Origin of the sequence: Rhizobium halophilum, assembly GCF_021648825.1 — a bacterium.
Classification (GTDB): Bacteria; Pseudomonadota; Alphaproteobacteria; order Rhizobiales; family Rhizobiaceae; genus Neorhizobium; species Neorhizobium halophilum.
This window is the reverse complement of record NZ_JAKJHS010000002.1, coordinates 493,155-515,476: the sequence shown is the minus strand read 5'-3', so window position 1 is coordinate 515,476 and position 22,322 is coordinate 493,155. Positions and strand designations below refer to the sequence as shown.

21 protein-coding genes are annotated in these 22,322 nt (G+C 59.8%); 14 read left to right on the top strand and 7 right to left on the bottom strand.

Annotated features, from left to right (window positions below):
* Position 1: 1 nt before the first annotated feature.
* The 6 genes from LXM96_RS07015 (at position 2) to LXM96_RS06990 (ending at position 6,116) form a co-directional block, all read left to right on the top strand.
* Positions 2–1,132: a CgeB family protein gene (locus LXM96_RS07015; protein WP_239997656.1), complete on the top strand. Its 1,131-nt coding sequence runs from the start codon at positions 2–4 to the stop codon at positions 1,130–1,132.
* Positions 1,129–2,217, top strand: coding sequence for a CgeB family protein (locus LXM96_RS07010; RefSeq protein WP_239997655.1), 1,089 nt, complete (start codon positions 1,129–1,131; stop codon positions 2,215–2,217). Before LXM96_RS07015 ends, LXM96_RS07010 begins: the two co-directional genes overlap by 4 nt.
* Complete coding sequence (locus LXM96_RS07005) at positions 2,214–3,329, top strand: CgeB family protein (RefSeq protein WP_239997654.1); 1,116 nt, start codon at positions 2,214–2,216, stop codon at positions 3,327–3,329. The genes LXM96_RS07010 and LXM96_RS07005 overlap by 4 nt, the downstream gene beginning before the upstream one ends.
* Before the next feature lie 12 nt (positions 3,330–3,341).
* Complete coding sequence (locus tag LXM96_RS07000) at positions 3,342–4,385, top strand: UDP-glucuronic acid decarboxylase family protein (protein WP_239997653.1); 1,044 nt, start codon at positions 3,342–3,344, stop codon at positions 4,383–4,385.
* A gap of 4 nt (positions 4,386–4,389) precedes the next feature.
* Positions 4,390–5,151 (top strand): TIGR04290 family methyltransferase, encoded by a 762-nt coding sequence (locus tag LXM96_RS06995; protein WP_239997652.1) that lies wholly within the window; start codon positions 4,390–4,392, stop codon positions 5,149–5,151.
* A 530-nt stretch (positions 5,152–5,681) separates the two neighbouring features.
* On the top strand, positions 5,682–6,116 hold the full coding sequence (locus LXM96_RS06990; protein WP_239997651.1) for a CBS domain-containing protein: 435 nt from the start codon (positions 5,682–5,684) through the stop codon (positions 6,114–6,116).
* A gap of 21 nt (positions 6,117–6,137) precedes the next feature.
* Here the strand turns inward: LXM96_RS06990 and LXM96_RS06985 are convergent, their stop codons facing one another.
* From LXM96_RS06985 to folE, 3 genes are all read right to left on the bottom strand, one after another.
* The gene (locus LXM96_RS06985) at positions 6,138–7,097 is read right to left on the bottom strand and encodes a patatin-like phospholipase family protein (RefSeq protein WP_239997650.1); all 960 of its coding nucleotides are present in this window, start codon (positions 7,095–7,097) and stop codon (positions 6,138–6,140) included.
* A gap of 98 nt (positions 7,098–7,195) precedes the next feature.
* Positions 7,196–7,660, bottom strand: a complete 465-nt coding sequence (gene hisI, locus LXM96_RS06980; RefSeq protein ID WP_239997649.1) for a phosphoribosyl-AMP cyclohydrolase — start codon at positions 7,658–7,660, stop codon at positions 7,196–7,198.
* A gap of 9 nt (positions 7,661–7,669) precedes the next feature.
* The gene (folE, locus tag LXM96_RS06975) at positions 7,670–8,278 is read right to left on the bottom strand and encodes a GTP cyclohydrolase I FolE (RefSeq protein ID WP_239997648.1); all 609 of its coding nucleotides are present in this window, start codon (positions 8,276–8,278) and stop codon (positions 7,670–7,672) included.
* 259 nt (positions 8,279–8,537) lie between these two features.
* Here folE and LXM96_RS06970 point away from each other — a divergent pair, with 259 nt between their 5' ends.
* From LXM96_RS06970 to thrS, 3 genes are all read left to right on the top strand, one after another.
* Positions 8,538–8,984 (top strand): iron-sulfur cluster assembly scaffold protein, encoded by a 447-nt coding sequence (locus LXM96_RS06970; RefSeq protein WP_239997647.1) that lies wholly within the window; start codon positions 8,538–8,540, stop codon positions 8,982–8,984.
* Position 8,985: 1 nt separating this feature from the next.
* On the top strand, positions 8,986–9,333 hold the full coding sequence (gene yidD, locus LXM96_RS06965) for a membrane protein insertion efficiency factor YidD (RefSeq protein WP_239997646.1): 348 nt from the start codon (positions 8,986–8,988) through the stop codon (positions 9,331–9,333).
* A 136-nt stretch (positions 9,334–9,469) separates the two neighbouring features.
* The gene (thrS, locus tag LXM96_RS06960; protein ID WP_239997645.1) at positions 9,470–11,476 is read left to right on the top strand and encodes a threonine--tRNA ligase; all 2,007 of its coding nucleotides are present in this window, start codon (positions 9,470–9,472) and stop codon (positions 11,474–11,476) included.
* A 75-nt stretch (positions 11,477–11,551) separates the two neighbouring features.
* Here the strand turns inward: thrS and LXM96_RS06955 are convergent, their stop codons facing one another.
* On the bottom strand, positions 11,552–12,547 hold the full coding sequence (locus LXM96_RS06955; RefSeq protein ID WP_394801911.1) for a hypothetical protein: 996 nt from the start codon (positions 12,545–12,547) through the stop codon (positions 11,552–11,554).
* Between the two features lie 107 nt (positions 12,548–12,654).
* Here LXM96_RS06955 and LXM96_RS06950 point away from each other — a divergent pair, with 107 nt between their 5' ends.
* From LXM96_RS06950 to LXM96_RS06940, 3 genes are all read left to right on the top strand, one after another.
* Positions 12,655–13,242 carry a nitroreductase family protein gene (locus LXM96_RS06950; protein WP_239997643.1) on the top strand — a complete coding sequence of 196 codons (588 nt, stop codon included), beginning with the start codon at positions 12,655–12,657 and terminating at the stop codon, positions 13,240–13,242.
* Entirely contained in the window at positions 13,242–13,850 is a 609-nt protein-coding gene (locus tag LXM96_RS06945) for a flavin reductase family protein (RefSeq protein ID WP_239997642.1), read from the top strand. The genes LXM96_RS06950 and LXM96_RS06945 overlap by 1 nt, the downstream gene beginning before the upstream one ends.
* An 88-nt stretch (positions 13,851–13,938) precedes the next feature.
* Entirely contained in the window at positions 13,939–15,093 is a 1,155-nt protein-coding gene (locus tag LXM96_RS06940; protein WP_394801898.1) for a DUF2336 domain-containing protein, read from the top strand.
* Positions 15,094–15,102: 9 nt separating this feature from the next.
* Here the strand turns inward: LXM96_RS06940 and LXM96_RS06935 are convergent, their stop codons facing one another.
* The gene (locus LXM96_RS06935) at positions 15,103–15,501 is read right to left on the bottom strand and encodes a hypothetical protein (RefSeq protein ID WP_239997641.1); all 399 of its coding nucleotides are present in this window, start codon (positions 15,499–15,501) and stop codon (positions 15,103–15,105) included.
* A gap of 178 nt (positions 15,502–15,679) precedes the next feature.
* Entirely contained in the window at positions 15,680–16,909 is a 1,230-nt protein-coding gene (locus LXM96_RS06930; RefSeq protein ID WP_239997640.1) for an AI-2E family transporter, read from the bottom strand.
* A 122-nt stretch (positions 16,910–17,031) separates the two neighbouring features.
* Here LXM96_RS06930 and LXM96_RS06925 point away from each other — a divergent pair, with 122 nt between their 5' ends.
* Together LXM96_RS06925 and LXM96_RS06920 are read left to right on the top strand one after the other, a co-directional pair.
* Entirely contained in the window at positions 17,032–17,598 is a 567-nt protein-coding gene (locus LXM96_RS06925; RefSeq protein ID WP_239997639.1) for a biliverdin-producing heme oxygenase, read from the top strand.
* Complete coding sequence (locus tag LXM96_RS06920; protein WP_239997638.1) at positions 17,591–20,143, top strand: HWE histidine kinase domain-containing protein; 2,553 nt, start codon at positions 17,591–17,593, stop codon at positions 20,141–20,143. Before LXM96_RS06925 ends, LXM96_RS06920 begins: the two co-directional genes overlap by 8 nt.
* A gap of 26 nt (positions 20,144–20,169) precedes the next feature.
* Here the strand turns inward: LXM96_RS06920 and parE are convergent, their stop codons facing one another.
* Positions 20,170–22,221, bottom strand: a complete 2,052-nt coding sequence (gene parE, locus LXM96_RS06915; protein ID WP_239997804.1) for a DNA topoisomerase IV subunit B — start codon at positions 22,219–22,221, stop codon at positions 20,170–20,172.
* Positions 22,222–22,322: the final 101 nt, after the last annotated feature.

Below are 22,322 nucleotides of genomic sequence, written 5' to 3'. Positions count from 1 at the left end.
AATGCGCTTCATCTTCTATACTCACTCGCTGATCTCAGATTGGAACCACGGCAACGCTCATTTCTTGCGCGGCGTGATGCGGGATCTCATCCGGCGCGGGCACGAGGCCATTGCGCTGGAACCCGAAGGGGCGTGGAGCCGCGAAAACCTGATCCGCGACCAGGGGCAGGCGGCGGTGGAGCATTTCCATGCGGCCTTCCCCGACCTGAACAGCGAAATCTACGGCTTGAACTTCGATCACGAGGTGGCCCTCGCAGGCGCCGACGTGGTGGTGGTCCACGAGTGGACGGATCCAGAACTGGTCAGGCGGATCGGCAAAATCCGGCGCGAGGGCGGGCGCTTCACGCTGCTCTTTCACGACACCCATCACCGTGCGGTGTCGGCCGAGGAAGATATCGCAGGGCTCGATCTGAGCGACTATGACGGCGTGCTTGTCTTTGGCGAGACCCTACGCGAGCGCTACCTAAAGGCAGGCTGGGGTCGCAACGTCTTCACCTGGCATGAGGCGGCCGATGCGACGCTCTTCAAGCCCATGCCGGATGTGGAGATGACTGGTGAACTGATCTGGGTCGGCAACTGGGGAGACGACGAGCGGACAGCGGAAATCGCGGAGTTCCTGGTGCGCCCCGCGAAGGAACTTGCCCTCCAAACGACCGTCCGTGGGGTGCGTTATCCAGATGCGGCCTTGGCATCGCTCAACGATGCGGGGATCCGCTACGGCGGCTGGATTGCCAACGCAGACGCCCCGCTGGCGTTCGCGCAGCACAGGGTCACCATGCACATACCGCGGCGACCGTATGTGCAGAATCTTCCTGGCATCCCGACCATTCGGGTCTTTGAGGCGCTGGCGTGCGGGATCCCGCTGATCTCGGCTCCCTGGGACGACGTCGAACAACTCTTCCGCCCCGGTAGGGATTTTCTCCTTGCTCGCGACGGCGAAGAGATGAAGCAGAGCCTCAGGCGAGTTCTCATGGACAAGGAACTGGCCAGGGAACTGACCATCTCCGGGTTGGAAACCATTCGGAGCCGGCACACCTGCCGTCACCGTGTCGACGAGTTATTCCACGTGCTCGCCGTCTGCGGCACCACCGGCGTCACGCCGCAGATGGCAACTCCGGAGGCTGCGGAATGAAAATCGCATTCTATGGCTCAAGCCTTGTTTCTGCCTACTGGAATGGTGCGGCGACTTACTATCGCGGGTTGCTTCGGGCGCTTGCGGCAAAAGGCTATGACATTACCTTTTACGAGCCTGACGTCTACGACCGACAGAAGAACCGCGATATCGATCCGCCGGGGTGGTGCAAGGTCGTCGTGTACGGAGGCACGATCGATGCGCTGAAGGCAGTGACCGCGGAGGCCGCAGCCGCCGATGTCGTTGTGAAGGCGAGTGGCGTGGGGTTCGAAGATGAACTGCTGCTGGAGGAAGTGCTGCGCCACGCCCGTCCGGATGCGCTGAAAATCTTCTGGGATGTTGATGCGCCGGCGACGCTGGCCGAAGTGCGGGCGGCGGCCGACCACCCCCTGCGCACAGCCCTCCAGCAGTTGGACATGGTGCTCACCTATGGGGGTGGCGATCCCGTTGTGGATGCGTACCGGTCGATCGGCGCTCATGATTGCATCCCGATCTATAATGCGCTTGACCCGGAAACCCATCACCCGGTCCCGGCCGACCGGCGTTTTGGTGCCGATCTCGGCTTCCTCGGCAACAGGCTCCCCGATCGCGAAGCCCGGGTCGAGCATTACTTCCTCGAGCCCGCTGCACGGCTTCCCGACCAGACGTTCTTGCTGGGGGGCTCGGGTTGGCAGGACAAGCCGATGTCGAGGAACGTAAACTACATCGGCCACGTCTCGACCCGAGACCACAACGCCTTCAACGTGACGCCGAAGGCCGTGCTCAACATCTCGCGTGCCAGTATGGCCGAGAACGGTTTTTCTCCGGCGACACGTGTGTTTGAAGCGGCTGGCGCAGGCGGGTGCCTGATCACCGACTATTGGGACGGTATCGAACTCTTCCTGAAACCGGACGAGGAGGTTCTGGTTGCTCGCGACGGACAGGACGTGGCGGACATCCTTGCCGGTCTCTCGGATGAGCGAGCAGACACGATCGGTCAGCGCGCGCTAGAGCGGGTTCTTTCAGAACACACCTATGAACATCGTGCCGAGACGGTCGATATGCTGTTTCGTCAACACGCTGGGAAGCTGGAGGCAGCGGAATGACGAAGCCGCTCGATATCGTCATCCTTGGTCTCTCGCTGTCGTCTTCGTGGGGAAATGGGCACGCAACGACGTTCCGTGCGCTCTTGCGCGGGCTGAGCCAGGACGGACACCGCGTCCTATTCCTTGAGCGGGACGTACCCTGGTATGCGAGCCAACGGGATCTGCCGGAGCCGGACTTTTGCGAGCTGCAATACTATGCAAGCCTCGAACAGCTGCTGTCGCTCTACGCGGACCGGATACGTTCTGCGGACGCAGTCATCATCGGATCCTACGTCCCTGAGGGCGTGAAGGTGATTGATGAGGTTGCGGCCTTGTCTCCGCCTCGCTTGTGCTTCTACGACATCGACACACCGGTGACGCTTGCCAAGCTCGATCGCGGCGACGAGGAATATCTGGCGCGGCGCCAGATCCCAATCTTCGACGCGTATTTCTCATTCTCCGGCGGAGAGGTGCTCGATCGGTTGGAGACCGATTACGGCTCGCGCAATGCCGTGGCCCTATACTGCTCCGTCGATGCATCGCGGTACGGTAACAGTGGCGAAGCGTTCGAGTGGGAGCTCGGGTACCTGGGCACCTATAGTGCGGATCGGCAGCCGACCGTCGATCGGCTGCTCGTTGAGGTGGCGCGCCGCATGCCGGAAAAGCGCTTCGTCGTGGCGGGGCCGCAATACCCGGATGACATTGACTGGCCGCAGAATGTCGAGCGGATCGATCATCTGCCACCGTCCGAGCATCCCTCTTTCTATAGTCGCCAGCGCTTCACGCTGAATGTCACCCGCGCAGACATGATCGCCGCCGGATGGTCTCCGAGCGTGCGCCTTTTCGAGGCCGCTGCCTGCGGGACGCCGATCATCAGCGACTACTGGCGCGGGCTGGACGAGCTTCTGCCGCATGGCCAAGCCATCATCATCGCCCACGGGACCGAGGATGTCGTTGAGGCGCTCTCGACCGCAGACGACCAGAAGCGTGCGGCGATCGCCGCCGCGGCACGCGAGAAGGTGCTTCAGGGGCATACCGGGCTGGCGCGGTCCCGCGAATTGGTGGAGGCGCTGCAAGCGCTTCAGCCGCAGGCGAGGGTGGAACAACCCGACCGGCAACGCATTTCCGCTTAAAGGGGCAAATACATGTTGCAACGGAACTACTCAGGACGTGCTGGAACAGCATTGGTCGCAGGCGGAGCCGGTTTTGTCGGGTCGCATCTGTGCGACGCACTGCTTTCGCGGGGACAACGCGTCATCTGCGTCGACAGCTATCTGACGGGATCAGAGGCGAACATCCGGCCGCTGATGAACCACCCAGGCTTCCGGATGGTGGAGAAGGACATCTGCGAGAAGATGTCCTTCGACGAACCGGTGGACTATGTTTACAACTTGGCCTGCGCAGCCTCTCCGCCACAGTATCAGGCTGACCCAGCGCACACTATGATGACCTGCGTCGTCGGGACCGGCAATCTGCTTGCGCTGGCGGAGGAACATGGCGCGTCGTTCCTGCAGGCTTCCACCAGCGAAGTCTATGGAGATCCGGAGGAACATCCTCAGCGCGAGGATTATCGCGGAAACGTCAACTGCACAGGCCCAAGGGCGTGTTACGATGAAGGCAAACGCGCCGCTGAAGCGTTGTGTTTCGATCTCTTGAGGGCCGGACGGGTCGACGCGCGGGTAGCGCGGATCTTCAACACATATGGTCCGCGTATGCAGCCGAACGATGGCCGCATCGTCTCGAACCTCATTGTCCAAGCTTTGTCCGGAAACTCGTTGACCATCTATGGCACGGGCGAGCAAACTCGATCATTTTGCTATGTGACGGATCTTGTGGAAGGGCTGATGAGCCTGATGATGATAACGCCGAACCCCGAGGTTCCCGTAAACCTTGGCAATCCCGGCGAGTTCACCATCAATGAGTTGGCGCGTATGGTCGTGGAAATGGTTCCGACCTCTGCTGGACTTGTTCAGAAGCCCCTTCCGATGGACGATCCACAGCGTCGCCGTCCGGATATCTCGCGCGCGAAGGAACTTCTCGGATGGGAACCTGCGGTTCCACTGGCAGAGGGCTTGAGGCAGACCGTTGAATGGTTCTCGACCAGCCTCGGCGAGGCTAGACGCGCCGAAGCGGTTGCAGCCCTTGCCGTCAGCAACAGAAAAGCAGCCGAAATGAGCATTGGGGTCTGACAGAATGGATGCACGCAGCGGCCGGGGAGAAATCCTCAAACAAGAGATCGAAAGGCTGGGTCCCTGGTTTCAGAACATGCGGATCGGCGGTTTGGAAACAGCGCCGGGGCATTTCCTAGGAGATTATCCAAACTTCAAGTGGGAAGGCTTCAAGCACATCGTTCCTGACGACCTTGCCGGGCGAAGTGTGCTTGATATCGGCTGCAATGCCGGCTTCTACACAATGGAGATGAAGCGCCGCAATGCGGGGCGAGTGGTCGGGATCGATTCCGACGCCCGCTATCTCGCTCAGGCGCGGTTTGCCGCCAAACATGAAGGTTTGGACATCGAATACCGCCAGATGTCGGTATTTGAGGTCCCGCAGTTGAAGGAGCGCTTCGATCTCGTGATCTTCATGGGCGTGCTCTATCACCTGCGCCACCCGCTTCTCGCGCTTGACCTACTCTACGAGCACGTCGTGGGCGACATGATGCTCTTTCAGTGCCTGCAACGAGGCGACGAGCGTATCCCGGATCTCCGGGAAAACTACGACTTTTCCGAATGGTTACTTTTCGATCGACCTGATTATCCCAAGCTGTTCTTCGTGGAAGAGCGCTACGCCAGTGATCCGACCAATTGGTTCCTCCCCAACAAGGCTGCCATGGAGGCAATGCTTCGCAGTGCAGGCTTTGTCATCAGGGAAAACCCGGAGCGGGAAGTTTATCTACTCGGGCGTGGCGAGCGACACTACGCCGTCGAACCTCCAAGCTTCGTCAAAGGCGGGTGAGGCCTTCTCCACTGTCGGCCCGCCGCCAGGCAGTGTTGAGCGAAAGAGCAGATTGCCGTTTGACGATGGTGACTGGATCAGATCTCAAATGCCAAGAACGAACGGCGCGAGATACCCTAAGGCTGTCGCTACGGCTACCGCACCATAGCCGCTAGGTGATGCTCCTGACGGATTCCGTGATTGAACAATGCGATGAGAAGAGCGGCTGCTTCCCGCGCCTCGCAGCTCTCTTTCGGAAAGCGATGCGTACTGCAGGTACCGTCGAGGACACGCTGTAACATGGCAAGATCCAAGGGTTCGATCGGTTTGGTAGAGTGAACTTTGTCAGACATCTCAGGCAAGATAGGTCGTTCAACCTGAATCCAGCATGAACCATGTAACCGAAGCAGCGTTCGAACTCTTTAGCGCACATGTGTCACGGCATCAGTGCAACCGATTTGCAATGGCTGGCACGCAAGCGCATGATCGGAGTGGAGGCGACTCCGGCAGTGGGTTGCCGTCGATGAGCAGACGCTTGCGAGGAGAAAGCAATGTCGACAACCGTAAAACAGCTTCTGGAGGTGAAGGGCAGGCACGTGGTGGTGGCTGCGTCTGATCAGACCTTGTTGCAAGTTGCTGGTATCTTGCGCGACAAGGCAATCGGTGGCGTTGTCATTAAGGATGAGCAGGACCGTATAGCGGGTATCTTCACCGAGCGTGACCTTGTGCGTGCCGTCGCCGAAAACGGTGCTGCCGCTCTGCAACAGCCGGTTGCTTCAGTGATGACGGTTGACGTGCAAAAGTGTGGGGAAGAGACCTCCATCAATCAGCTTATGGAGATGATGAGCGCCGGGCGCTTCCGCCACGTTCCCGTTGAGAAAGACGGTCAACTCATCGGTATCGTTTCGATCGGCGACGTCGTGAAGTGGCGCATTCGCGAAATCGAACTCGAAGCCGAGCAAATCAAGGCTTACATCTCCAGCTGATCGCGGGAGCGCGAAGACGAGTTATCGCGCAAAGGCTTGCTGCATCCGCTGTAGCGACGCGATCTGGTTCATTGTTTCCTGGTAGCCGCGGTCGATTGCCTCGCCCGCACGATGGAACTCGGAAAGCCCGATATCACTCAACCGAGGATGCAGGGCAAGGTCAGGCGGATCTCCCGCCAGACGCGCGCGCGAAATCCGCTCCTGAATGATATTGAAAGCCTGCACCATGACGCCGGGAAGCCCGAGATGTTGCTGATCAGGCGATTGTTTACGTTGACCCTCCTCAAGGGGCTGGGTGCCGGCGCTGTGCTTGACGACTGCCGAGCGGCCAAAAATGTCGTAGTTCAGGTTTACGGCCACCACAAGCGGCTGCTCGTAGGCACGGCAAACCGAGCTCGGAACCGGATTGACAAGAGCTCCATCGACCAACGTACGGTTGTTGCAGGTGACAGGTTCGAAGATCCCCGGAAGGGCGTAGGACGCGCGAAGTGCAGTGATGAGGGAGCCGTTAGCGATCCAGACTTCATGTCCAGTGTGAAGTTCGGTTGCGACGGCTACGAAAGGCCGGTCGAGTTCTTCGATCAAAACGCCTTCCAGATGTTCCTGCATTCGCTTGGTCAGCCGCATACCGCCGAGCAGTCCGCTGCCGCCGATGGTAAGATCGAGAAGCCCCGCCAGCCGGCGCATTGTGATGGATCGTGCGAAGCTTTCGAGCTCGTCCAGCTTTCCGGCCAGATAGCAGCCCCCGACCAGCGCCCCGATGGAGGTTCCGGCAACCATACCGACTTCGATGCCCGCCTCGTCCAGCGCGCGTAGGACGCCGATATGCGCCCAGCCGCGCGCTGCCCCGCCACCAAGCGCCAATGCGAGCTTGGCCTTCTTGGGAACATCGATGACCGTGGGGGGTTCGAGTGCCTTGGAACCTTCAGCCGGCGCCACGTCGTTGGCCGGTCCGCCTCGGTTCCAGTTCCAGTTCAGCATCGACACCCCCCAAGCTGAACGCCATCGTGAAAGTCAATTAAGCACAGATTGGTTTCGAAAAAGTATAGCCACGTTCGCCTTGTCGGAAAACGGCACAGTCAGCACTTGGTTCCTGCCGATCCGTAAACCTCCCGGGGGTCAAAATGGCGCTCGTCGTCGGTGACGGACAGCTCTGCCGTACCGTCGCGGAGGGTGACGGTGCGATAAAAGCACGAGCGTCGTCCGGTGTGGCAGGTGGCATCGTGACCTGCAACGGAAACTTTCAGCCAGACGGCGTCCTGATCGCAGTCCGTCCGCATCTCGTGCACGGTTTGCAGGTTGCCGGATGATTCGCCCTTCTTCCAGATCTTCTGGCGTGAACGGCTGTAATAATGCGCAACGCCAGTCTCGACCGTCAGCGCCAGAGCCTCGGTGTTCATGTGCGCGACCATCAGGAGCTCGCCGTCGGCGATGTCGGTAACAACGGCGGTGACGAGGCCATCTGCGCCGAACCGGGGCGAAAATGGACCTGCGCCTTCGAGCTCACTCTTATCCTCGGACGGCGGTGGAAAATTGATCGTCATGACTGACCGTTACCGGTTGCGCACAAGGGTCAGGAAGCGCGCCTGCTCCGTCGCATTTTCCTTGAACTCGCCCGTGAACGTCGTCGTGAGCGTGGTCGAACCCTGCTTCTGCACCCCGCGCATGGCCATGCACATGTGCTCCGCCTCGATCATGACAGCTACACCGCGAGGCTTCAGCGTCTTGTCGATCGCGCCGGCGATCTGCGCCGTCATGTTCTCCTGGGTCTGCAGGCGGCGACCGAAGATATCGACGACCCGAGCGATTTTCGACAGGCCGAGCACGCGACCGTTCGGCAGGTAGGCAACGTGGGCCTTGCCGCTGATCGGCAGCATGTGATGCTCGCAATGCGAATAAAAGGGAATATCGCGCACAAGAACAGGATCGCCATAACCGGAGACCTCTTCAAAGGTCCGGCCAAGGACGTCCTCCGGCGACAGCTCATAGCCGTTGAACAGTTCCCGATAGGCGGTGGCCACGCGTTTTGGCGTATCCAGCAAACCTTCGCGCTGTGGATCCTCGCCAGCCCAGCGCAAAAGCACGCGTACGGCCTCTTCGGCCTGCTCGCGGGTGGGGCGGGTTTCGGACTGGCCGGGGAAGGTCTTCACGATTGCATCCATTGCTGTCTCCCGGGACGACGCAGTCGAACCCAAATGTTTTACCGGAGGGTCAATGCGGTAAAGCTGTTGCAATGTGGCGCTATGACCCGTCGCCGCTGCTTTGACAAGATATTTCAGCTCATTTTGACGTCGCGCCGGCGAAAGCCGGCGGTTCTTGATCGTCTTGATCTCAGCCTACATATAGTGCCAGAAGATACGGTTTTACACCGTTCCGAGGTGAACGCAGCGTCTGCCCCAGCGCACAACCCGACCGGATGAAGTGATGGATGACATCTACAACAGTAAGATCCTCGAATTTGCCGGGAATATAGGGCGTGCAGGCTCGTTGCCGGATGCAGATGCGACGTCGGAAAAGCACTCCAAGCTCTGTGGGTCGAGGGTCCGAGTCTATCTTAAGGTGAACCAGGGGGTGGTGACCGATTTCGCCCATGACGTCCGTGCCTGCGCCCTCGGCCAGGCCTCCTCCTCGGTCATGGCCCGCAGTATTGTAGGAGCAAGTGCGACAGAGATCCGAGACGCTCGTAACGACATGCTGGAGATGCTAAACGCTGGCGGCGAAGGGCCGAGTGGCCGCTTCGGGGACATGCGCTATTTGATGCCGGTGAAAGACTACAAGGCACGCCATGCTTCAACTATGCTGACCTTCGATGCGGTGGTGGATTGTCTTGATCAGATCGAGGCAAAGCAGACGATGGTTTCGGCGTGACATGTGTTCCGCGCCCGGCTGCAACCACCCACCGAAAACTTCAACGTCAAGAAACTGGCGGGGTCCTTTCCGCAAGACGCCAGGTCGGCTCTTTGGCACGCGATTTATCCGTCTCTACCAACTGACGCTCTCTGGTTTTATCGGTAACTCTTGCCGCCATATCCCAACCTGTTCGGAATACGGTTATGAAGCGATCGCCCGCCATGGCCTTTGGGCCGGTGGGTGGATGACACTGTTTCGTGTCGGCCGATGCGGTCCCGGCGGCAGTTCCGGCCTCGACCCGGTGCCGGAACGACTTGCATCTCAACAGCGGTGGTTCCTGCCCTGGCGTTACTGGGGGAGCCGCTAGGGCCGGGCAACTGGCCCGGCCGCAGCCTTTACTCAACACGTAAAAGCCAGTATCTGGCTGACCCGTCGGCGCATCGCCGACCATCCCAAAACCACCACCCGCATTCGTTGGCGGGACTGGATCAGGAGCATACGACATGTCCGTTTCCCTCACATTTCCCGATGGTTCCGTCCGCGCTTTCGATCAGGGTACGACCGGTCTTGCCGTGGCCGAGTCGATCTCCAAGTCGCTCGCCAAGAAGGCGGTTGCCATTGCGCTCGACGGTGAGCTGCGCGATCTCTCCGACCCCGTTGTCGACGGCCGGATCGAGATCGTCACCCGCACCGATCCCCGCGCACTGGAGCTCATCCGTCACGATGCCGCCCACGTCATGGCCGAAGCCGTCCAGGACCTCTGGCCTGGCACGCAGGTGACGATCGGCCCGGTGATCGAGAACGGCTTCTACTACGATTTCAAGCGCGTCCACCCAGATAGCCGCGAAGATTGGCCCTTCACGCCGGACGATCTGCCGAAGATCGAAAAGAAGATGAAGGAGATCATCCAGAAGAATGCGGCCTTCACCAAGGAAGTCTGGTCGCGCGACAAGGCGCGAGACATCTTCGCCGACAAGGGGGAGGCCTACAAAGTCGAACTGGTCGACATGATCCCTGAGGGCCAGGATCTGAAAATCTACCGCCAGGGCGATTGGTTCGATCTTTGCCGCGGTCCCCATATGGCCTCTACGGGGCAGGTGGGCACTGCTTTCAAGCTGATGAAGGTGGCCGGCGCCTACTGGCGGGGTGACGCGACCAAGCCGATGCTGACGCGGATCTACGGCACCGCCTGGGCCACACAGGAAGAGCTCGACGCTTACCTCCACATCCTGGAGGAGGCTGAAAAGCGTGATCACCGCAAGCTCGGTCGCGAGATGGACCTCTTCCACTTTCAGGAGGAAGGTCCGGGAGTCGTCTTCTGGCACGGCAAGGGCTGGCGGATGTTCCAGACGCTGACGGCCTACATGCGCCGCCGACTGGCGGGCGTCTATGAAGAGGTCAACGCGCCGCAAATTCTCGACAAGTCGCTGTGGGAAACCTCCGGTCACTGGGGCTGGTACCAGGAGAACATGTTCGCGGTGAAGTCCGCTCATGCCTTCACCAATCCCGACGACGAGGAAGCTGATCAGCGGATCTTCGCATTGAAGCCGATGAACTGCCCGGGACATGTCCAGATCTTCAAGCACGGCCTGAAGTCTTACCGCGATCTGCCGATTCGCCTTGCAGAATTTGGCAACGTTCATCGCTACGAACCGTCGGGCGCCTTGCACGGGCTAATGCGCGTGCGCGGCTTCACGCAGGACGACGCACATGTCTTCTGTACCGACGAACAGCTTGCCGCGGAATGCCTTCGGATCAACGATCTGATTCTCTCGGTCTACGAAGATTTCGGCTTCAAGGAGGTTGTCGTCAAGCTCTCGACCCGGCCCGAGAAGCGCGTGGGATCAGACGAGCTTTGGGACCGTGCCGAGAAAATCATGATGGACGTCCTGAAGACCATCGAGACGCAGTCGGAAGGGCGGATCAAGACCGACGTTTTGCCGGGTGAGGGTGCGTTTTACGGGCCGAAGTTCGAGTATACTCTGAAGGATGCGATCGGTCGGGAGTGGCAGTGCGGAACGACTCAGGTGGACTTCAACCTGCCGGAGCGCTTCGGTGCCTTCTACATCGACCAGAACTCAGAAAAGAAGCAGCCGGTGATGATCCACCGCGCAATCTGCGGCTCGATGGAACGCTTCCTTGGCATTCTGATCGAGAACTTTGCCGGCCATATGCCGCTTTGGTTTGCGCCGCAGCAGGTGGTGGTTGCGACGATCACCTCGGATGCGGACGACTACGGTCGCGAAGTGGCCGAGGCGCTACGCGCCGCCGGGCTGCATGTGGCAACCGACTTCCGCAACGAGAAGATCAACTACAAGGTCCGCGAGCATTCGGTGACCAAGGTGCCGGTGATCATCGTCTGCGGCAAGAAGGAAGCCGAGGAGCGCTCGGTCAACATCCGCCGGCTCGGTTCGCAGGCGCAGACCTCCATGTCGCTGAATGAAGCGGTTTCAAGCCTGAGACTTGAAGGGACACCGCCGGATCTGCTGCGCAAGGCAGCGACACGATAATCTGGCTCAAAAAAAGCAACGCCCGCTCAAGCAGCGGGCGGCATTCCTCCGAAAGGATTGGTGCAGAAGTGTCGTTCAGTCCCGCAGCGCGGCGTCTGAAAACAAATCCATGTTCGCCGGCTGATCTTTCATCATAACCTCGACATCCGTATTTTCTGCTGCCTGTACCGAGAAGGCGCGCTGGTAGATCTTGTCCTTGTTGCGCGCGACGGCGAGATAGTCACCCTCGGCAAGCACCATAGTGGAGAAGGCGCTGACGCTTTCATTGACGATGTCGCCTGCCGCGGTCAGCACTGACCAGGCGGTGTCGGCGATCGCTTCGCCACCTGGTTGCGAAACAAGCTTCAGCGTGATTTGTGCTGCGCGGTGTTGCAGTGTTGCCTCGACAAGCTTGCCAGCCTCAACCTGAATGTCGGCCCGGACAACGGCATTAACGTCGCCATACTCAGAGACAACGTGGTAGGTGCCGGCGCTCAATCTGACGATCGTATCCGGCCGCACATCGGCCATCACCAAACCCCGCTCACCGTCCTGGCGCACCTCTGAGGAGTAGATGGAAAAGCTCAGTTGGTCCTCGGGAATAGACGCGTTGGAGCCGGACGTAGCATCCAAGACGACTCCGCCTGCATCGAGCACGAGCACCTGCTGTTCGACTTCCCCCTCTGACGGAACCGTCAACTTCTTGGTCACGCCAGCACGGCCGAAGGCGACGTTGACGAAGTAGTCCCCCGGTACCAGTTGAAACGACGCGCCGCCGCCTTCGGAACTCGCCACGAGGGGCAGTTTCCCGTCGACACTGGAGATCGGGCTGAAAACGCGCCAGGCAAGTCCTTCCTCTACCGTTCGCTCATCGGTGGCTGTCAGCTTTGCCTGCAGCTTCACATCCTTGGCGGTGACCGCGCCTTCGCCGGAAGGCGGTGCGGAAAAGGCATTAAGCTTCGGCATTTTAGCCGTACTGTCGAGTTGCTTGAAACTCTTGAATGCGTCGCTTTGAGCCTCAACGCCATGCGCAGGCCCAAACACCAGAGCTGCCGCAACGGCCGTTCGCAACGCTATGGATATGCCTGTCATCTCTGGAGAACCGGTTGACTCTTTCATTTCGAACCCTCACTTGAAAACCAAACTAGAGGCAAATTCAAGGCTTTCCGCCCCCATCTCCTGAGAAGGACGACTCGAGTATGCAAAACGACATGAAACTCGTTGAGTACCTGCGTGAGCGGCACTCGACGCCTGTCGCACAGATTGGCGAGCCAGGGCCCAACGCGGAGGAACTGAGATCGATTCTCAATTTTGCAGTGCGCGTTCCCGATCATGGCAAGCTGTCCCCCTGGCGCTTCATCGTATTTCACGGTGATGTGCGGCGGGAGCTGGGAGAGGTTTTTCTGCAGATCGCGGAAAGGGCGTCGCCAGAGATGACGAACTCCGCGCGCGATGCGGAATTGACGCGTTTCCTGAGGGCGCCAGTCGTCGTCGCGGTAATCAGTACCGCTGCGCCCCATGTGAAGATCCCTGAATGGGAGCAGGTGCTGTCGGCCGGGGCCGTTTGCCTCAATCTGCTGATGGCTGCAAACGCCCACGGTTACGCCGCCAACTGGCGAACGGAATGGATAGCGTATGACAATGAGGCACTTGCTGCACTCGGCGTTAAGCCGCAAGAGAAGGTGGCGGGCTTCATTCATATCGGGTCTAGCGATTTTCCGGTTCCAGATCGGCCACGCCCCGAGCTTTCCCAGATCGTCACCTTCGCCGGCGAGGCCAAAGGCTGATGTTTTACACGACCGACACCAACAGCCACGGCATGCAGCACGATCCGTTCAAAGCGATTGTCGCTCCACGGCCGATCGGCTGGATAGGGACGAAGGGCAGGGACGGGTCGATTAATCTCTCCCCCTACTCCTTCTTCAACGTCGTGTCGGATGATCCGAAGATTGTCATGTTCTCCTCCAGCGGACGCAAGGATAGCTTACGCAATGCGGAAGAAACCGGCGTCTTCACAACCAGCCTCGCAAGCCGGGATCTCGCAGAGCAGGTCAATGCATCCTCCATCGCGGTGCCGTATGGCACCGACGAGTTCGCAATTGCGGGTCTGTCTGCGAAGCGTGGAGAGATAGTGGACGCGCCATATGTGGCGGAAGCGCATGCCGTCCTGGAATGCCGGGTCACGGAAATCATCCAGCCGAAGACGATGGACGGCGGCAGGGCGACATCCTTCATGGTCTTAGGCCAGGTCGTCGGCATCCATATCAGCGAGTTCGTCATCCGCGAAGGCCGCATCGACATGACCCTTCTGCGGCCGATTGCCAGGATGGGCTATCGCGACTTCAGCGACGGCGGGACGGACGTCTTCCAGCTGACCAGACCCAACAGTCGGTAGCCATTGGGAACAACTGCTCCCGTCACCAAACATGGTGAACCAAACTTAAACGTTTTGGCCCTAGCCTGACGATAGTGAGTGTTTTCAGGTGACGCTATTCGTCAGCCGGGGTTTCGCTGTGATCATACAGGCATTTCTTCGTTGGATTGAAACGGCCCGTCCTGGCGACAGAGCCAAGGCCGCCGGAGCATTGGCAAGAGCCTACCTTCGCTCTGATCTGGATGACGAGCAGCGGCAAGCGACATTGCTCGCAATGTGCCATTTGCTCAGCGACCCCGCACCGCAAGTTCGCCTTGCGCTGGCTCAGGCGCTTGCAGATTCGCCGCAGGCACCACGTTCGGTGATTCTAACTCTGGCTGAAGATCAGCCCGAGATCGCATGTACCGTGATCGCCCAGTCGCCTGTCCTCATCGAGTCGGATCTTGTCGATCTGGCGGCAACCGGCGGGTTGATCACCTGCGGTTTGATCGCTGCTCGCAGCCACGTCAGCCGCGCTACAAGCGCGGCCCTTGCGGAAGTCGGCGATGAAGGAACAATACTGCTCCTGCTCGAGAACGCGAATGCGGAGATTTCACGGCGCTCGTTGAGCCGTATTGCGTACCGCTTCGGTGATTGCCCTTTGATCCGGCGACTGCTGCTGCAGTTCCAGGATCTCCCTGGGGAGGCCCGTCAGCACCTTGTCGAACAGGTGAGCGCGGCTCTGGCCAGCTCGCAGCTCGTGCAGATGGTTCTGCCACCGAGCCGGCTGGAGCGAGTGACTTCCGAAGCCTGCGAAACCGCTTTAATGGAGATCGCCGAGAAAGTACCACCGGCAGAGGTGGGCACGCTGATCGAGCAGTTGCGCGCCAATGGGAAGCTGACGCCCGCGCTGTTGATGCATGCCCTGTGCAGCGGCAGGATCACGTTCTTCTTCGCGGCCATGGTAGCCTTGTCGGGTCTGGAACAGCGACGCGTTCGCGCGCTTCTGGCATCCGGGCGCATGCATGCGGTGCGCGCACTTTTTGAATCCGCTGGCCTGCCCCGCGACATTGCCATGGTATTCGTCGAGGCGACGCTCGTTTGGCGGTCCGAGGAACTAACCATTGCGGATACGTTCTGCACTCGCCTTCTTGCCAGCTGCCGCCGTCCCGCTGATGCGGAGGCACCGGTATCGCAGCTGCTCAATCTGATCGAAAAACTGCAACGCAACCAGATGCGTACTCTTGCACGCACCTATGCGGAGGATGCGTTGCTCGCGGCGTGATCAGCGGAATCAGAACTTGCGGGCAACCCAGGAATAGCTTTCTTCGACAAGCCTTACCGGCTTCTGCATCAGCGTGCGCACGCCCTCCGTCGTCGGAAGCACTGCCTTGACGCGGGCTATGGCGCGTCCCGCAAGACTTTTCTCACCATCCTCCGTGACTTTAACAGCAGCCGGCAGCTGGGGCGACTGCGGCTCCGAGAGCGACACGACCTCCGTCTCCTTCGGCTTCTGGCACACCGCAATAACGACGGGATAGGGCGCGTTGGAATAACCGGCGAGCTCGCTGTCGGAGTTGGCGCTGCACATTTCAACGGTTGGCCAACGCTTCTCAGACGTCGCCACATAATGGCATTCCGTGCCGCTGTCGTCGCAGCCCAGGATGGTGAGAATGATGATTGCCGGATTCACGTTGGCTTCCCCTGTTCTTGCTGATCTTCAAAACAATCGTGACGCAAAGAGGGCCGCTGTTGCCACCCACAGACCGGCCGGAGTTTGCGGAGCATCGAAACGCGACCTCGTGGCTATCCTCGCCGCAGATGATGGTCAACTTGACGCCATCAGGCACGGGACGAGCCGTCGAGCCTCGTCATGGAGAAGTGGCTTTCCGGATGACCGGGGAGGGCGGATCGTGCTCCTCCGTCGCAAGGTCAGCCGAGGCAATTTCGGTAGAATCTGCAAGCCTAACCTCGCGGATCCATTCCCTCCAGATCGAGACGACCAGCGCCATCAGGACGGGGCCGATGAACAGGCCGAGGAAACCCATGGTCTTGACCCCTCCGACGAGCCCGAAGAACGTCGGCAGAAAGGGCAGCTTTATTGGCCCACCAACCAGCCGCGGCCGGATCGTTTTGTCGACGATGAAAAGTTCGACGGAGCCCCAGATGAAGAGGCCCGCGCCGGCCAGATACGAGCCACTGGCAACAAGATAGATCGAGACGAGCGTGAAAGAGAGGGGCGCGCCGCCCGGGATCAATGCCATCACGCCGGTGAGGACGCCAAGTGTAACGGGTGAGGGAACTCCAGCGACCCAGTAGGCAATGCCGAGAATGATGCCTTCGCCGATTGCGATCAACGTCATCCCTGTCACTGTCGAGCTGATCGTGGCCGGCACGACGCGCGAAATGCGCTCCCAGCGGGTCGGCAGGATGCGCTCTCCGAGAAGGTCGATTTGACCCGTAAACGAGGCGCCGTCGCGGTAGACGAAGAACAGTGCGATCAGCATGAACAGCAGCGTCAGGAGGAGATGGAAGGCGCCGTCGCCGGCTGCAATCACCGCCCGGTAAATATTGCCGATATTTGCGCCGCTGACAATCTGGATCAACTCGCCGACCGCTCCGGGGGCTCCGATATAGCGATCCCATTGCTGGGTCAGCCAGTCACCCACCCCCGGCAGCGCCGCGATCCACGCGGGTACCGCTTCGCCGTTGCGATTGACCTCTAGGATCCAGCCCACCCAATCGCGCACCTCTCCGATTGTGTAGGAGATGGCAATACCGATAGGGACGACCAGAAAGGCGATGATGAATATGATGGCGAGGGTTGCCCCGATTGTCGTATTGCCGCCGATGTTCCGCAGCATCCTGCGGTAGAGCGGCCAACTCGCAAATCCGATGACGAGTGCAGCCAGAACCGGAACGACGAAGCCGTGGAAAAAGTAAATGCTGGCGATCACGATCAGGACAAGCAGCCAACGTGCGGCCGATATCGGGGGGATCAGTGCAGCGCGGCTATGGGCCACGGGGCCTAACCAGCGAGGCGCGTTTTTTGACCTGGAAGATCCATTCACCGTGATCACAACTCCGTTGGTGGCCAGCATATGGCGCTTGCCGTTAGAAAGCACAAGTTTGCCGCCGATCGCTTAAAAATCGCGGTCACTGCCTTGCCTTATATGACCTAAGCGATAATTATGATGAAATTCAAACATACCGAATTCTCCCAATGACATATTCTGCGCGTCGGTTCCTTGTTCGGGATCGTACTTCTTCATCCCACGCCAAGGTCGAGGCGACCGTCGGATCATTCGAAGATCTCGAAGGCTACCGACGCTACCTGCGCGGGAGCTATGTCTTCCGCAATTCGCTCTACGGCACAATGACTGGCTTGCGGTGGCCAGAGCAATTCGCGCTCTGGGCGGATCCGGATGGGCTCAGGGAGCTCATGCGCAACGACATGGAGGATCTCGCGATGGATCCCCCGCCGCTTCCTATTGCGCCGCAAATGCCTCCGATGAGTTCAGATCTGGAGAGTTTGCTTGGAACCCTTTACGTCGTCGAGGGGTCTTCCCTCGGTGCGCGCATTCTCTTCCGCCGCGCACAGAAGCTGGGCCTGTCAGATACGTTCGGAGCCCGTCATCTCTCCGCGCAAGCTGATTCCGTTGAGCGCTGGAGGCGCGTTTTGGAACTTCTAGAAAGTGCGCCTGAGCTTGATCTCGATCGGTTGGTCGCAGCTTCCGAGACAACCTTCGTTGCGGTTGAGCGCGCCTTCGAGGGTATCAATCATGCCTGAAGTACAGGCCGTCGACCTGACCAACTGCGATCGCGAACCGATTCATTTGCCCGGGAGCATCCAGCCCCACGGTTGTCTCATCGCTTGCGACGCTGCCGGTTCTGCCGTCCTCCGGCACTCCGCCAACGCGCCGCAGATGCTGAACCTGCCGGAAGACCTGAACGGACGCCGGCTGGACGAAGTGTTGGGGCCGGAAGTGGCGCATACGCTTCGCAACGCCATCGCGACGTCTTCGGATCCGGCGCGGCCAGCCCTCCGGCACGAGGTTATACTTGCCTCGGGCGCCAGATTCGACGTCTCCATCCACGCCTATAACGCGAACTCGATCCTAGAATTCGAGCCCGTTTCAGGGGATGTCGACCAGCCGCTCGAAGCGGCGCGCATGCTCATCAGCAGGATTCGGAATATCCAGAGTGTGGACCAGCTGGTCGAGCGGACGAGCCGGCTCATCCATGCTCTGCTCGGCTACGACCGGGTAATGATCTACCGTTTGGACAAGGACGGTTCGGGAAAAGTTATCAGCGAGCACAAGCGTCGCGATCTGGAGAGCTTCAGGGGCCAGTACTTTCCTGCAAGTGATATTCCGCAGCAGGCGCGCATTTTGTACCTGAAGAACAGCATCCGAGTCATATCCGACGCGGACAACCCGCGTGTGGCGATCATTCCTGCTCTCGATGACACGGAAACGCCACTGGATCTGTCGTACGCACATCTTCGCAGCGTCTCCCCCATTCATTGCGAGTACCTTCGCAACATGGGTGTCTCAGCGTCCATGTCGATCTCGATCCTCGTCGACGGCCAGTTGTGGGGGTTGATCGCATGTCACCATTACGCCCCAAAGGCGCTCTCGATGCCGCAACGCGTGGCGGCAGAAACCTTCGGGGAGTTCTTCTCGCTGCATCTCAGTGCGCTGAAGCAGAAGGAGATCGCCGAGAAGAACCGCGAGGTCCGTGGTGCACTTGACCGTTTCCTGCAGGCCGCCGCGCATCACTCCGACATCCGCGAACTGCTGCGTGCATCGCTTGATGAGTTTGGTGCAATGCTGCCGTCAGATGGGGTAGGGCTTTGGCTCTCAGGCGTCTGGACGTCCGCGGGGAGTGCACCTTCCAGAGAAGGGGCCGCCGACCTGGCAGAACGCCTCGCGGACAAAGCCGGCGGAAAGATATGGGAGACGCACCAGCTATCACTGGATCTTCCGGACAGCCGTGCATTCTCCGAGGGCACCTGCGGCGTCATCGCAGTTCCACTATCGCAGAGGTCAAGGGATTATCTGTTCTTCTTCCGCCGCGAGGTGGTCCAGACGCTGGATTGGGCCGGCAATCCAGAAAAAAACTATGAGAGCGGCCCGCTGGGGGATCGGTTGACACCGCGCAAGAGCTTTGCCGTCTGGAAGGAGACTGTCCAGGATCAGGCGCAGCCCTGGTCCGACGTCGACCTTGAGGTTGCAGATGCCATTCGTGCCGTCCTCGTGGAAATCGTCCTGCATCACAACGAACTGATCGCGGATGAACGCGGCAAGGCAGATGTCCGCCAGAGGATGCTCAACGAGGAGCTCAACCATCGCGTCAAGAACATCCTGTCCGTCATCAAGTCGCTGATCGGAAGTCCAGTGGACCCTGGACAAGATATTGCGAGTTACATCGAATCGCTGAAGGGAAGAGTCCAGGCGCTTTCCCTGGCCCACGATCAGATCGTCAGGGGCGGCGACGGCGGCATGCTGCGCGATCTTCTCCACGCAGAATTGCTGCCCTATCAGGCAGCAGGTCGTAAGATCATCCTACACGGCCCTCCAGTCTGGCTCGACGCCCGATCCTTCTCAGTGATGGCCCTCGTATTGCACGAAATGGCGACAAACGCCGCCAAGTATGGCGGTCTCTCCCGGTCGGGCGGAAACCTGACCGTCCGGTGGAGCAGGGCTGAGCTGGGAGGTTGCGAGATTTGGTGGGAGGAGAGTGGTGGTCCGCCGGTGGCGGCACCCGTCCGAAGTGGATTTGGCAGCGTCCTCATTGGCCGCAGCGTCTCCTACGAGCTCTTAGGCACGAGTCGAATTGAGTATGCCGAAAGCGGGCTGAACGGCTATTTCTGTATACCTTCGGCGCACATCCAATCAGGTGGGGAGGACGAGGAGAGGCAACTGGTCGAGCCCGCGCACGACGAGGGGGATCAGGACACGACCGACCTTTCGCAAGTGGAGCTTCTGCTCGTGGAAGATCAGATGCTGATCGCTGCCGACGTGGAGGCCATCCTGACGGAACACGGCCTGACGAATGTGACGACGCGTCCGTCTGTGACGGAAGCATTGCGGAGTCTGGAGCACTTCAATCCGCATATTGCAATCCTGGACGTGAACCTAGGCACGGGCACCTCAGTTCCGTTGGCGCAAGAATTGCTTCGGCGCAGCATCCCATTCGTCTTCGCAACAGGCTACAGCGACCGCGCCACCATACCGGACAGCATCGATGTACCGGTGCTGCGCAAGCCTTATGAAGCGTCGATGCTCATCCGCACGATCAAGCGCGTTCTTGGAGGAACGGCGCAGAATTGATTTGCGACCATTCGCGCCAAACGAACTCAGATATCAAGGTTGTCGGCGAAGGCTGCACGTTCCTGGATGAACCGGAAGCGGGCTTCAGGCTTGGTGCCCATCAAGTTGTCAACCGCTTCCCGGGTGCCCTCGAAGTCAACCTCGTCGATCGCCACGCGCAATAGGGTACGCTTGGCGGGATCCATGGTGGTCTCCTTGAGCTGAGCAGGCATCATCTCGCCTAGACCTTTGAACCGGCCGATCTCGACCTTCTTGCCCTTGAAGACCGTTTCCATCAGCTCGGCCCGGTGCGCGTCGTCGCGTGCATAAACAGTCTTTGCACCCTGCCGAATGACGTAGAGGGGCGGGACGGCAAGATAGAGATGGTTGCCGCGGATCAATTCCGGCATCTCCTGATAAAAGAAGGTGATCAGCAACGAGGCGATGTGCGCACCGTCGACATCGGCGTCGGTCATGATGATCACGCGTTCGTACCGGAGATCCTCCTCACGGTATTTCGTCCGCGTTCCGCACCCGAGCGCCTGGATGAGATCGGCGATCTGCTGGTTGGCGGACAGCTTCTCGCGGCTGGCGCTGCCGACGTTGAGGATCTTGCCGCGTAGCGGCAGGATGGCTTGGTTGGCCCGATTGCGTCCCTGCTTTGCAGAGCCGCCGGCCGAATCCCCCTCGACGATGAACAACTCTGCGCCGTCGGCCGTGCTCTGGGAACAATCCGCCAGCTTGCCGGGGAGGCGCAGCTTGCGAACCGCCGTTTTTCGATTGACTTCCTTTTCCTTTCGACGGCGAAGACGCTCCTCGGCCCGTTCGATCACCCAGTCGAGCAGCTTTGCTGCTTCTGCGGGATTGCCAGCCAAGTAGTGATCGAAGGGATCCCGAAGCGCATTCTCGACAATGCGTTGCGCCTCGACCGTTGCCAACTTGTCCTTCGTCTGCCCGACAAATTCCGGTTCACGAATGAAGACCGAGAGCATGCCGACGGCCGAGATCATCACGTCATCGGTGGTGATCTGCGCGGCGCGCTTGTTCTGGGTGAGCTCGGCGTAGTTCTTCAGCCCCTTGAGAAGCGCGATCCGCAGGCCCGCCTCGTGAGTTCCACCTTCTGGCGTGGGGATGGTGTTGCAGTAGGAATGGATCTGCGGGTCGCCGCCATACCAGGTGATGGCCCATTCCATCGCGCCATGGCCGCCGGTCTTCTCCGTGCGGCCGGCAAAAATTTCACGGGTGACCGTGAAGTCTTTGCCAAGCGTCGCCGACAGATAGTCCTTCAGCCCGCCCGGAAAATGGAAGACGGCCTTCTCCGGAATTTCCCCGCCAGCTGCGACGACTCCCGGGTCGCACGACCAGCGGATCTCAACGCCACCAAAAAGATAGGCTTTGGACCGTGCCATGCGGAAGATGCGGCCGGCGTCGAATCGGGCATGGTCGCCAAATATCTGCGGATCAGGGTGAAATCGGACACGGGTGCCGCGACGGTTATGGACCGGTCCCAGTTCCTCCAGTCCGCCTTGCGGAACACCGCGCGAGAAGCGTTGGCGATAGAGTTTGCGGTCGCGGGCAACCTCGACCTCGAGGAGATCGGACAGCGCGTTGACTACCGATACGCCGACGCCGTGCAAACCACCCGAAGTCTCGTAAGCCTTGCCGTCAAACTTGCCGCCGGCATGCAGTTTGGTCATGATGACTTCGAGGGTGGACTTGCCAGGGACCTGCGGGTGGTTTTCCACCGGAATGCCGCGGCCGTTGTCCGAGACGGTCAAAAACCCCTCAGCATCCAGATGGACCTCAATGAAGTTGGCATGGCCTGCAACGGCTTCGTCCATCGAGTTGTCGATGACTTCTGCAAACAGGTGGTGCAGCGCCTTTTCGTCCGTCCCGCCGATATACATGCCGGGACGCATACGGACTGGCTCGAGGCCTTCGAGGACGCGGATCGAAGAGGCACCGTAATCATCCACAGACGCTGCCGGACGCGACGACTGAGCTGCCCGCGGCGGGGCCACATCCGGTCCCTTGTCGTCTTCCAGCGCTACGGGCGTGGCTGTCGGCAGGTCGGCGAAAAGGTCGTTGTTGTCATCCATCGGGTCAGTCTGTACTACCTGTCGAGGGGCTGAGGGTGATGCCATCGCCATCTCACGCTGTTTCGAATCACCGGCAATTCTGCCAGAAAGCTGGCTTTTTC